This window comes from Nocardiopsis exhalans (assembly GCF_024134545.1).
Classification (GTDB): domain Bacteria; phylum Actinomycetota; class Actinomycetes; order Streptosporangiales; family Streptosporangiaceae; genus Nocardiopsis; species Nocardiopsis exhalans.
In genome coordinates this window covers 5,100,086-5,111,926 of sequence record NZ_CP099837.1, presented here as the reverse complement: position 1 = coordinate 5,111,926, position 11,841 = coordinate 5,100,086, and the positions used below count along the sequence as shown (strand labels likewise).

The 11,841-nt window shown below is 68.5% G+C and carries 12 protein-coding genes; 4 read left to right on the top strand and 8 right to left on the bottom strand.

Annotated elements, in window-relative coordinates:
• The first annotated feature begins 8 nt into the window (after nt 1-8).
• Nucleotides 9-593: a hypothetical protein gene (locus NE857_RS22650; protein WP_254417574.1), complete on the top strand. Its 585-nt coding sequence runs from the start codon at nt 9-11 to the stop codon at nt 591-593.
• 210 nt (nt 594-803) lie between these two features.
• Entirely contained in the window at nt 804-1,220 is a 417-nt protein-coding gene (locus NE857_RS22645) for a septum formation family protein (RefSeq protein WP_254417573.1), read from the top strand.
• A gap of 59 nt (nt 1,221-1,279) precedes the next feature.
• On the opposite strand, the gene NE857_RS22640 is transcribed toward NE857_RS22645, so the two are convergent.
• Both NE857_RS22640 and NE857_RS22635 read right to left on the bottom strand, forming a co-directional pair.
• Nucleotides 1,280-1,528, bottom strand: coding sequence for a DUF397 domain-containing protein (locus NE857_RS22640; RefSeq protein ID WP_254417572.1), 249 nt, complete (start codon nt 1,526-1,528; stop codon nt 1,280-1,282).
• A complete protein-coding gene (locus NE857_RS22635; protein ID WP_254417571.1) occupies nt 1,525-2,358 on the bottom strand; it encodes a helix-turn-helix domain-containing protein in 834 nt (277 codons plus the stop codon). Before NE857_RS22635 ends, NE857_RS22640 begins: the two co-directional genes overlap by 4 nt.
• Nucleotides 2,359-2,652: 294 nt before the next feature.
• On the opposite strand from NE857_RS22635, the gene NE857_RS22630 reads away from it, so the two are divergent.
• Nucleotides 2,653-2,823 (top strand): hypothetical protein, encoded by a 171-nt coding sequence (locus tag NE857_RS22630; protein WP_254417570.1) that lies wholly within the window; start codon nt 2,653-2,655, stop codon nt 2,821-2,823.
• 59 nt (nt 2,824-2,882) lie between these two features.
• On the opposite strand, the gene pgl is transcribed toward NE857_RS22630, so the two are convergent.
• The 5 genes from pgl to tkt all read right to left on the bottom strand — a co-directional run bounded on the left by pgl (nt 2,883) and on the right by tkt (nt 9,545).
• On the bottom strand, nt 2,883-3,629 hold the full coding sequence (pgl, locus tag NE857_RS22625) for a 6-phosphogluconolactonase (protein WP_254417569.1): 747 nt from the start codon (nt 3,627-3,629) through the stop codon (nt 2,883-2,885).
• On the bottom strand, nt 3,626-4,552 hold the full coding sequence (locus tag NE857_RS22620) for a glucose-6-phosphate dehydrogenase assembly protein OpcA (RefSeq protein WP_254417568.1): 927 nt from the start codon (nt 4,550-4,552) through the stop codon (nt 3,626-3,628). The genes pgl and NE857_RS22620 overlap by 4 nt, the downstream gene beginning before the upstream one ends.
• A 25-nt stretch (nt 4,553-4,577) precedes the next feature.
• A complete protein-coding gene (gene zwf, locus NE857_RS22615) occupies nt 4,578-6,128 on the bottom strand; it encodes a glucose-6-phosphate dehydrogenase (RefSeq protein WP_254422061.1) in 1,551 nt (516 codons plus the stop codon).
• Nucleotides 6,129-6,250: 122 nt separating this feature from the next.
• On the bottom strand, nt 6,251-7,357 hold the full coding sequence (gene tal, locus NE857_RS22610; protein WP_254417567.1) for a transaldolase: 1,107 nt from the start codon (nt 7,355-7,357) through the stop codon (nt 6,251-6,253).
• Between the two features lie 94 nt (nt 7,358-7,451).
• Nucleotides 7,452-9,545, bottom strand: a complete 2,094-nt coding sequence (gene tkt, locus NE857_RS22605; protein WP_254417566.1) for a transketolase — start codon at nt 9,543-9,545, stop codon at nt 7,452-7,454.
• Nucleotides 9,546-10,341: 796 nt separating this feature from the next.
• Between tkt and NE857_RS22600 the strand changes: the two genes are divergently transcribed.
• The gene (locus tag NE857_RS22600) at nt 10,342-11,316 is read left to right on the top strand and encodes a heme o synthase (RefSeq protein ID WP_254417565.1); all 975 of its coding nucleotides are present in this window, start codon (nt 10,342-10,344) and stop codon (nt 11,314-11,316) included.
• Nucleotides 11,317-11,395: 79 nt separating this feature from the next.
• Here NE857_RS22600 and NE857_RS22595 read toward each other — a convergent pair whose 3' ends face one another.
• Nucleotides 11,396-11,821 carry a hypothetical protein gene (locus NE857_RS22595; protein ID WP_184365222.1) on the bottom strand — a complete coding sequence of 142 codons (426 nt, stop codon included), beginning with the start codon at nt 11,819-11,821 and terminating at the stop codon, nt 11,396-11,398.
• Nucleotides 11,822-11,841: the final 20 nt, after the last annotated feature.

Sequence of the window (11,841 nt, the reverse complement as noted above, 5' to 3'; positions counted from 1 at the left end):
GATCCCGCATGGAATTTGTGGATAAAATCAAGGAAATTATTGGGGAAAGCACCGTTCCGAATAAAGAGCCGGTGCGCTGGGGGGAAGTCGAGCGGTCGCTGGGTCTGGCCCTGCCCGAGGACTACAAGGTGTTGGTTTCAACGTACTTCACCTTTAATCTTGGTCCGATTTCCCTGGTCTCGCCCCGCCCCGGGACTCCAGGTGATCGCGATCTCCTGGATGCTACTCAGGCTAGTGAAGAGATATTCATTGATCTCTACATTGAAGATCCTGACGTGGTTTCCGAGCCGCATAGAAAAGATGGATCCCCGCTGGGGAATCATCTTTATGTATTCGATTTCCATCCGAAAGTTCCGGGACTTTTGAAGTGGGGAAAAGACTACCTGGGTGGTGATTATTACTGGTATGTGAATGGGTCGTCGGGTGAATGGAGCATTGTCGCTCACGCGAGGGACGGATGGTGGGATGAGCATAATATGCCTTTGAGTGAATACTTGTACGGCCTTTTGGTGGGAAATTTAGAGTGTGATGTTGTTTCCGAGTTCTTCGATGCTGATAAAAAATTTGTAGAGTGGCCATGGCCAAAGGATTGACGTGTCATTGGGTGACGCACTCCTGGATGTGGGCGGGGGTTGTTAGCCGAGTGCTTCGGTGAAGTTTGTTGAGTTAAAGTCAGCCAAAAGGTGATTCTTGGTGACTGCTGGTCAGCGGATGCCCCCTTCGGGTAGTTCTATTTTCGGAGATTCTGGAGTACTCTGATGCCTTTGCTGTCCCATTTTGTTCGTTTCGGGTCGCTTTCGGTAATGGCTGTTGTGGCGACCATGGGTATCACTGCGTGTGGCCTGTTTGGGGAGAACAATTCCTTTGGAGTCAGGACTGGGGACTGCTTCGACCAGGATGCTCCGGCAAGTGTTAGCGCTTCTGAAGTGGAGGTCGTTGACTGCTCCGAGCCGCACGAGTTCGAGGTATTTCATGTCGAGGAGCTCCCCAAGGGCGACTTTCCCGGGGAGGCGGCGGTGAGCGCGGCTGCCGTGGAGGCGTGTGAGGGGGAGAACTTCGAGAGCTTCGTGGGTGTCGAGTACCTGAGCTCCGAGATCTACTCCTGGTCGCTGGTTCCGCAGGCTTCGGACTGGGAAGAGTCCGGCTACCGGGAGATCGTCTGTTATCTCAGCATCCCGGGGGAAGCTCTCTCCGGGACACTGGAGGGTGCTGACCGTTGACCGCTGGTTGCGGACATGACAAAGCGGCCGCGTAAACGGCCGCCTCGTTGTGCTCGGGTTCAGCTGTGGAAGTCGAATTCTCCGGCGCGGACGCCGCTGGTGAAGGCTTCCCACTCTTGACGGGTGTAGACGATGTAGGAGCCCTCCGGGTGGTGGCTGTGGCGCACGGCGACCCGACCTGACCCATCACTCAGCGCACCTGCTTCGACGCAGGCGGCGCCGCCGTTGGAGCTGTAGGTGCTGATGTGCCAGTTGATGGTGGCGCGTTCCCGCTCGGAGAGCTGCTGGAACGTCGGCTCGGGGGTCACGATGGCTCCTCGATCAGCGTCGAGATGAACTCGACGGAATCCTTCTCTGACAGGGATTTCTCCCACAACCGATCATACCCAGCGGCCAATCGCTCAGTATCTGGCTCCTCGATGTAGACGGCGCCTTTGGGGGTCTCCGCGTACACCAGGTCGGGATAGGGGTCGTCCATCAGGTAATACTGGAACGCCCCGGTCGGGCTCTCGTGGATTCCGGCGGAGAAGGGGAGCACCCGTAGCTTCACCGTCGGGAGCTTTGCGGACTCCACGAGGTGTGTGAGCTGGTCACGCATGACCGTATTGGAACCGACGCTTCGGCGGAGCACGGCTTCATCCAGGATGGTGCGGATGATGGGTGGTTGCTCCCGGTCGAGGAGCTTCTGGCGCTCCAACCGCAGCTCCACGCCGCGCTCGATGCGCTGCTCGGATCCATCGAACTCCACCGTGCGGATGGTCGCCTCGGCGTAGGCTCCCGTCTGCAGGATGCCAGGGAGGACAGTGTTGTCGAACAGCCAGTGTTCGGCCGCAACCTCCTCCAACCAGACGAAGTCGATGAACTCGTCGGAGACATCGGCGTAGCCGTCCCACCACCCCGTCTGCCAGGCGCTCTCACCCAGCTTGAGGAGGCCGTCGCGTTGCCGGGGGTCGTTGACGCCGTAGAGGTCGAGCATCGCCATCATGTCCGGGCGGCGGACCGGGTAGACGCCGTTCTCGAAACGGCTGATGGTCCCGTTGGTGCGCTGCATGAACTCGGCGACGTGCTCGAGCGTCTGGCCGTTTGCCTCCCGCAGCTCGCGCAACCTCTGGCCGAGCCAACGGCCTCGTAGCGTCACACGATTACTCCTCTTGGGCCGGGCCATCGTTCCCCCTGAGTATCTCTACAGAATCTTTCTCTACAGAGTTGTGTAATGAGATTCTGAGTGCCACCATAGCAGAAGGTGAGATGGCCATCACAGAGAGGGTGGCTTTCAAGCCGATACGAAGGCGGCCCGGACGGAGAGCTTGGAACCGAACCGTCCGGGCCTGGTGAGCCACTGATAGGGGATGCCCGTGCAGGACGACCACCACCGCGACTCGACTCTGTCTATCAGAAGCCCGACGAGCCCGCCCACCCCCGCGCGTTCTATGTGGATGTCTGGGACGAGGACACCGATACCACCGAGCACTGCTACTACGGGGTGACCCACCCCGACGGTGACGGCGGCATGGCCCGCCGGATCGCGGGCGGCGGTACCCACCTCATCAGGGACCCCGAGACCCTCGCGAACCGGGTCGGTGGGGAAGTGGTCTGGATCTGATCCCCCCGCATGACGACGCCCCGACCGAAGATCTCCTCGATCGGGGCGTTCGTGTGTCGCTACAGCTTGGAAGCCGCGGCCTCGTCCACCCAGAACACCGTCTTCTCGGCGCCGCGCGCACCGGCCACCGGGGCCTCGTCCACGCTGCCTCCGGCCACGCCCAGGCGCACCGCATCGGCCTTGCCCTCGCCCGAGGCCAGCAGCCACACCTGGCGGGCGCTGCGGATCGAGGGCAGGGCCAGGCTGATCCGGGTCGGCGGCGGCTTGGGGGCGTCGTGCACCGCGATCGCGGCGGCCTCGTCCTCGTGCACGCCCGGCAGCCCCGGGAAGAGCGAGGCCACGTGCGCGTCCGGGCCCACGCCCAGCAGGCACACGTCGAACTCGGGTACCGGGCCGCGCCCGCGCGCCGCCACGGACAGCGCCTGGGAGTACTTGGTGGCACCCCGCACCGCGTCGTGGTCGTCGGTCCCGTCCGAGGAGGGCATCGGGTGCACGTTGTGCGCCGGGATGTCGATGTCGTCGATCAGCGCCTCGCAGGCCTGGGTCTCGTTGCGCTCGGGGTCACCCTCGGGCAGGAAGCGCTCGTCGCCCCACCACAGGTGCACGTGCGACCACTTCATCCCGCTGCCCTTGGCCTCGTCCCGCAGGGCGGCGAGGGTCTTGATGCCCACACCGCCGCCGGTGAGCACCAGGTGGAACTCGCGCTCGGCGGCCTCGGCGCTCACGATCAGTTTCGCCAGTCGGGCCGCCGCGCTCTGCGCGAGCTGCTCGGCGTCGATGGTGCGGACGATCTCCGGTTCGCTCATCCCTCTACTCCGCTTCCAGCGAGCATCGGCCCCAGATGGCGGGCCGCGCTCGCGTACGTCTCGTCGGCGTCCAGGCGGCGCAGCTCCTCGGCGAGCGCCAGGGCGGCGCCGCGTCGGGCGAGCGCCACCGTCTGGTCGGGCTGCCCGGTCCTGGACAGTGTCGCTACTCGGCCGTCCACCCGGGAGACCGTGATGTCCCCCTGGTCGGTGGTCAGCCGGACCTCGGTCAGGCCGGGCCCGTCGGAGATACCGCGTTCCACGGTCACCTCCAGTCGTTCGGACAGCCAGGCGGCCAGGAGCTCGGCGCTCGGGTAGTGCGACTCCGCCGTCACCCTGGCCGAGGTCACCCAGCCGCACGGCTGGTCCATGGCGCTGGCCAGCAGCGAACGCCATGGGGTCAGCCGCGTCCAGGTCAGGTCCGTGTCACCCGGACGGTAGTGGGCTACCCGCTCCATCAGGTCCGCTACCGGATCCGGGGCGCGCAAAGCGTCGGTGATCCTGCGTTGGGCCAGCTTGCCGACCGGGTCGGCGGCCGGGTCGGCGGGGCCCTGGCCGGGCCACCAGACCACGACGGGCGCGTCCGGGACCAGCAGGGGAGTGAGCACCGAGTCGGGGTGCTCGCCCAGCGGCCCGTACAGGCGCAGCAGTACGGCCTCACCGGGACCGGAGGTGCCCGGGCGGCGGATCTCCGCGTCGATGGCCGGTTCGGCCCCCGGGTCGCGGCGGATCAGTGCCACCACCCGCGAGGGGTGCTCGCGTCCGGCCTCGGTGGCCGCGCGCACGGCGTCGTAGTGGTCGGCCTCGTCGGTGACGATGACCAGGGTGAGCACCATGTTCATGGCGCCCCCGCCGACACTGAGCCGCTCGGCCATGAGCGCCTCGGTGATCTGCGAGGTCGTGGTGCGCGGAAGATAGAGCGTCATCTGTTCCTCCCGGGGCGGACGGTGGTCACGGGCGGCGCCACTGGCGGCCGTCCCTGGTGAGCAGTTCGTGGGCGGACTCGGGTCCCCAGGTGCCCGAACCGTACTGTTCTGGCTGGCCCGCCTTGGCCCAGTACTCCTCGACCGGGTCCAGGATCCGCCAGGACAGCTCCACCTCCTCCTGGCGCGGGAACAGCGGCGGGTCACCGATGAGCACGTCCAGGATGAGCCGCTCGTAGGCCTCGGGGCTGGCCTCCGTGAAGGACTGCCCGTACGTGAAGTCCATGCTCACGTCGCGCACCTCCATGGAGGCGCCCGGCACCTTCGACCCGAACCGCAGGGTCACGCCCTCATCGGGCTGGATACGCAGTACCAGGGCGTTCTGGCCGAGCTCGCTGACGTCGCTGCGCGCGAACATCTGCTGCGGGGCGGCCTGGAACACCAGCGCCACCTCGGTCACCCGGCGGCCCAGCCGCTTGCCGGTGCGCAGGTAGAACGGCACCCCCGACCAGCGGCGGGTGCCCACGTCCAGCTTCAGGGCCGCGTAGGTCTCGGTCACCGAGTCGGACGGGATACCGTCCTCCTCCAGGTAGCCGCGGACCGCCGCGCCGCCCTGCCACCCGGCCGCGTACTGACCGCGCGCGGTGCCCTTGGCCAGGTCGTCGGGGAGCGTGACGGCGGAGAGGACCTTCTCCTTCTCCGCGCGGATCGCGTCGGCACTGTAGGAGACCGGCTCCTCCATCGCCACCAGCGCGAGCAGCTGCAGGAGGTGGTTCTGGATGACGTCGCGGGCCGCGCCGATCCCGTCGTAGTAGCCCGCGCGACCGCCCACGCCGATGTCCTCGGCCATGGTGATCTGCACGTGGTCCACGTAGCTGCGGTTCCACAGCGGCTCGAACAGGGTGTTGGCGAAGCGCAGCGCCAGGATGTTCTGGACCGTCTCCTTGCCCAGGTAGTGGTCGATGCGGAACACCGACGACGGCGGGAAGACGTCGTCCACCACCGCGTTGAGCTCCTTGGCGCTCTCCAGGTCGTGGCCGAACGGCTTCTCGATCACCACCCTGCGCCACGGCGTGACGCCCCCGACGCCTTCCCCCTCTTCAGGTGTGGCCAGACCGCACCGCTTGAGCTGGGTGACCACGGTGGGGAACAGCTTGGGCGGTAGCGACAGGTAGAACGCGTAGTTGCCGCCGGTGCCGCGGTCGGCGTCCAACTCGCGCACCGTGCGGGCGAGTTCGTCGAAGGCCGCGTCGTCGTCCAGGTCGCCCTGCACGAACCGCACACCCTCGCTGAGCTGGCGCCACACGTCCTCGCGGAACGGGGTCCGGGCGTGTTCGCGCACCGCCTCGTAGGCTTCGGCGGCGAAGTCCTGGTCCTCCCAGTCGCGGCGGGCGAACCCGACCAGGCCGAAGCCCGGCGGCAGCATCCCGCGGTTGGCGAGGTCGTAGATGGCGGGCAGCAGCTTCTTGCGGGCCAGGTCGCCCGTGACGCCGAACAGCACCAGCACGCTGGGCCCGGCGATACGGGGGAGCCTTCGGTCCAGGGCGTTGCGGAGCGGGTTGGGTACCGCTCCCGGCATCACCGGTTCTTTCACGGGTTCCGTCTCTTCCTGTCAGGAACGGCCTGGTGGTGGCTGGTGGAACCCGCGTCCGCGCGGCTCGGGCGCGGACGCGGGTCGGTGATCGGGAAGCGGGCCCCGGGTCAGGAGAGCTCGTCGAGCTTCATGGTGAGGCGGCCGAGCAGGCTCTCCCAGGAGTCGACGAACTTGACCACGCCGTCCTCCTCCAGGTGACGGGTCACGTCGGCCAGGTCCACGCCCGCCTCGGCCAGCGCGTCCAGGTCGGCCTGGGCGGAGTCGTAGCCCGCGCGCACGGTGTCGCCGGTGACCTCGCCGTGGTCGGCGGTGGCGTCCAGGGTGGCCTGCGGCATCGTGTTCACGGTGCCCGGGGCGACCAGCTCGGTGACGTAGCGGGTGTCCGAGTACGCAGGGTCCTTCACCCCGGTGGAGGCCCACAGCGGGCGCTGCGGGGTGGCGCCCTCGGCGGCCAGGGTCTTCCAGCGCTCGGAGGAGAAGACCTCCTCGTAGTCGCGGTAGGCCAGGCGCGCGTTGGCGATGGCGGCGCGGCCGAGCAGTTCCTCGGCGCGCGGGGTGCCGATCTCCTTGAGGCGCTTGTCCACCTCGGAGTCCACCCGGCTGACGAAGAACGACGCCACGGACTGGATCCGGGACAGGTCGTGGCCGTTCTCCCTGGCCAGCTCCAGGCCCTCCAGGAACGCCTCCATGACCGCGCGGTAGCGCTCCAGGGAGAAGATCAGGGTCACGTTGACGCTGATGCCGAGCCCGAGCACCTGGGTGATCGCGGGCAGGCCCTCGACGGTCGCCGGGATCTTGATCATCAGGTTGGGCCGGTCGACCAGCCACCACAGCGACTTGGCCTCGGCGACGGTGCGCTCGGTCTCGCGCGCCAGGCGCGGGTCCACCTCGAGGGAGACCCGGCCGTCCACGCGGTCGGAGGACTCGTACACCGGGCGCAGGGTGTCCGCGGCCCAGCGGATGTCGTAGGCGGTCAGCAGCCGGACGGCCTCGCCCACCGAGACTCCGCGCACACCGAGCTCGTGCACCTGGAGGTCGTAGGCGTCGCCCTCGGCGAGCGCCTTGTCGAAGATGGAGGGGTTGGAGGTGACTCCGGTGACGTGGTGGGTCGACAGCAGTTCGGCCAGGTTGCCGGTGCGCAGCCGGTCACGGCTGATGTCGTCCAGCCATACGGACTGACCGGCCTCGGCCAGGTCCTTCAGAGCGGTGCTCATGTGCTTCTCACGCCTTCCTCACGGGGCCTCGTCGGCCCTGGTTCACACAGCGGGGCGGGCCCCGCCGGGGATCCTCCCGGCGGGGCCCGCGTCGTCAGCTTCCGGCCTTGGCCAGGCTGTCGCGGACCGCCGCGACGACGGCCTCGGAGGTGATGCCGAACTTCTCGTACAGCGTCTGGTAGGGAGCGGAGGCACCGAAGTGCTCCAGGCTCACCGACACGCCGGCGTCGCCGACGTAGGAGCGCCAGCCCATGGCGATCCCGGCCTCGACGGACACGCGGGCGCGCACCGAGGACGGCAGGACCTCCTCGCGGTACTCCTCGCTCTGGGCGTCGAACCACTCGACACACGGCATGGAGACCACGCGGGTGGGCGTACCGGCCTCCTCCAGCTCGGTGCGGGCGGCCAGGGCCAGCTGCACCTCGCTGCCGGTGGCGATGATGATCGCCTCGGGGCTGCCGCCGGAGGCCTCGGCCAGCACGTAACCGCCCTTGGCGGTGCCCTCGGCGGAGCCGTGCACGTCACGGTCCAGGGTGGGCACGTTCTGCCGGGTCAGGGCCAGCGCGGACGGGCGGTCGGCGTTGGCCATGACCTCGCGCCAGGCCACCACGGTCTCGTTGGCGTCGGCCGGACGGATCACGTCCAGGCCGGGGATGGCGCGCAGGGCCCACAGGTGCTCGACCGGCTGGTGGGTCGGGCCGTCCTCGCCCAGGCCGATGGAGTCGTGCGTCCACACGTAGGTGACCGGCAGCTTCATCAGCGCGGCCAGGCGGACGGCCGGGCGCATGTAGTCGCTGAACACCAGGAAGGTACCGCCGTAGGGGCGGGTGGGGCCGTGCAGGGCGATGCCGTTGAGGATGGAACCCATGCCGTGCTCACGGATGCCGAAGTGCAGCACGCGCCCGTAGGGGTTGCCCGGGAACATCGAGCTGGCCCGGTCGAACGGGAGGAACGACGGCTCGCCCTTGGGCGTGGTGTTGTTGGAACCGGCGAGGTCGGCCGAACCGCCCCACAGCTCCGGCAGGACCGGGGCGACGGCGCTGAGCACCTCACCGCTGGCCTTGCGGGTGGCCACACCCTTGTCGCTGGCCTCGAAGGTGGGCAGGGACTTCTCCCAGCCCTCGGGCAGCTTGCCCGACTGCAGGCGGTCGAAGAGCTCGCCGTGCTCCTCGGCGCCCTTGCGCCAGGCGTGCAGGGCCCTGTCCCACTCGGCGTGGGCGTCGCGGCCGCGGTCCAGCGCCTTGCGGGTGTGCTCGATCACGGCGTCCTCGACACCGAAGGGCTCGTCGGGCAGGCCGAGGATCTCCTTGGTGGCGGAGATCTCGTCGGCGCCGATCGCCGCACCGTGGATGCCACCGGTGTTCTGCTTGTTGGGCGAGGGCCAGCCGATGACGGTGCGCAGACGGATGAAGGTCGGGCGCTCGGTCTCGGCCTTGCCGCGCAGGATCGCCTGGTAGAGGGCGTCGACGTCCTCGACGTACTCGCCGGTGGCGGTCCAGTCGACCTCCTCCACGTGCCAGCCGTAGGCGGCGTAGCGGGCCACGACGTCCTCGCTGTGCGCGATGCGGGTGTCGTCCTCGATGGAGATCTGGTTGTCGTCCCAGATCATGATGAGGTTGCCCAGGTTCTGCGTCCCGGCCAGGGCGCTGGCCTCGTGGCTCACACCCTCCTGGACGTCGCCGTCGGAGCAGAAGGCGTAGACGTGGTGGTCGAAGGGGCTGGCGCCCGGACCGGCCTCGGGGTTGAACAGGCCGCGCTCGCGGCGGGCCGCCATGGCCATGCCGACGGCGTTGCCCACACCCTGGCCCAGGGGGCCGGTGGTGGTCTCCACACCGGCGGTGTGGCCGACCTCGGGGTGACCCGGGGTCAGGCTGTCCCACTGGCGCAGCGCCTTGAGGTCGTCGAGGGTGAGGCCGTAGCCGGCCAGGTAGAGCTGGATGTACAGCGTGAGGCTGGAGTGGCCGATCGACAGCACGAAGCGGTCCCGGCCCACCCACTCGGGCGCGGCGGGATCGTGCCGCATGACCTTCTGGAAGAGGAGGTAAGCGGCGGGCGCGAGGCTCATCGCGGTGCCGGGGTGGCCGTTACCCGACTTCTCTACCGCGTCCATCGCCAGCGCCCGAACCGTGTTGACGGCACGGAGGTCGAGGTCCGACCACTCCAGGTTTTGCGGGGTGTGGGCGTTCACGGACTTTCGTTCTCCTTCTCGGGCACCCGTGCACCCGGTTCCGGGGCGGGTGTGGGTTGTGTGTGCATGGTTGTCGCCGGGCACCCTGCGGGCGACCCGCCGGTCGGGCGGACCACGGGGGGAGTGCTTGAGGGCGGGGTCGCCTTCGGCTTCGGCTGTGGACGTGACTCCGTGGCACCCGTGGCACGGAGTTTCGGCCTGGTCACCCGGGCCAGAGCGCCGTTGCCCCAGCGTCTGGCCATGGCGACCGGAGCGCGGTCCCACGGTGAAGGGACCGAGAACAGGGCCGACTGTGAGCCTATCGTCCGTGGTCGAGGGTGTGGTTGCCCGACACCTCCCCTTACCGGGAGGTAACCCGCGAGGTGTGCGGCTTCGTGCCCGCCCTTTGGGCCCCCCTTGGGCCCCCTTTGGGGCTCCGTTGGGGGCGCGTGGGGCGCGCGTCGGTCCCTTCCCGGGGCGCGTGGCACGTTGGAAGCACGGTGGGGCCTGTGCGAACCTTCTGTACACCCGCGGGCGCCGGGCAAGCGGGAGGCAACGGGCGCCCGGGACCAGGGCCGCGGGCCGTCCGGGGCGGAGGCCACCCGTACGGAGGGGGCTGGTCACTGGTTTGCGCGAGGAAGTACTACAGTATGTCGTTGACGGGGTTTTCGCTGATCCTGCCGCTTTGTCGGTCCGGTCGACCCCGCGTGGCGAGCAGTGTCGAAATCCCTAAGAGTTGTCGAGGTATCCGCGTGTCTGAAACCGAGCCGGCCCCCCAGGGGACACGAGTGCTTCCGGACGTGAGGACACGGAACTGATGGCCCTCACCAACCGCGCACCCCATACCGAAGAGACCGGCGAGCCCGCAGCCGCCGCCGAGGCCCCCCGCAAGGCCTCTTTCGGCGAGCACGCCCGTGCCTACGTCGCGCTCTCCAAGCCCCGCGTCATCGAGCTCTTGCTCATCACCACCATTCCGGTGATGTTCGTCGCCGCCGGAGGTGTGCCGCCGCTGTGGACCGCGGTCGCCACCCTGGTCTTCGGCACCATGTCCGCGGCCAGCGCCAACGCGATGAACTGCTACATCGACCGCGATATCGACCGTGAGATGCGTCGCACCCGCCAGCGCCCCGGCGCGATGGACCTGGTGACCCCGCGCGGGGCCCTCGTCTACGGCTTGGCGCTGGCGATCGGCTCCACGGTCGGTTTCCTCGTGTTCGTCAACACGCTCTCGGCCGTGCTGTCGGTCTTCGCGATCGCGTTCTACATCTTCGTCTACACGATGCTGCTCAAGCGGCGCACCGCGCAGAACGTCGTGTGGGGCGGTATCGCCGGGTGCATGCCGGTCCTCATCGGCTGGGCCGCCGTCACCAACAGCCTCGACTGGGCGCCGTTCGTGCTCTTCCTGGTCGTGTTCTTCTGGACGCCGCCGCACACCTGGACGCTGGCCATGCGCTACCGCGAGGACTACGCGGCCGCCAAGGTCCCGATGCTGCCCGTGGTCGCCAGCGACCGCCGGGTGCTGCTGGAGTCGGTGCTCTACAGCTGGGCGACCGTGATCGTCTCCCTGATCTTCTGGCCGGTGGCCGGGACCAGCTGGTTCTACGGCGTGGTCGCCCTGGTCCTGGGCGCCCTGCTGGTCATCCAGGCGCACCGCCTGCTCAGCCGCTCCCTGGCGGGAGTGACCGGAGCCCAGCTCAAGACGATGAACTTCTTCCACCTCACCAACGCCTACCTGGCGCTGCTGTTCGTGGCCGTCACCATCGACCCGCTCATCGCGCGCTTCCTCCTCTAGCGGCGCCCGGGGGGGTACGAAACCGGCGGCGGCGCTCCTTGCGCGAGGGAGCGCCGCCGCGCGGGAGCGCCGGTCGTCCTTATCCGGTGCGGCGTCGGCTGAAGACCAGAACCGCCGACCACACGACCAGCGCCACCAGCAGCATCGCCAGCGGCACGTGCGCCTGGAGCGGTCCGTAGGTGCCCACGGCTGCCTGCGGGAAGCCCACCACGAACGCCAGCAGACTCACCACGGCCACCAGCCGGTCGTGCCCGGGGCCGCCGGGCGAGCCAGCCCCGGGCAGGCGCCAGACCAGGATCGCGGCCAGCAGCTGCACCCCCGAGGCCGCGTGCACCGCGAAGGCGCCGCCGTAGTGCAGTGGCAATGCGTCCATGTTGTACGTGATCAGCTGCCCCGCCGTGACGAACTCCCACAGGAGCGCGGCCAGGCTGGCCCCCACCGCGATGCGCAGGAGCAGGAGCCAGGTCGGGTTTCGGGTGCGCTCGGCGGTCGTGTTCGGATCCATGGTGCGGCCTTTCTCCGTGG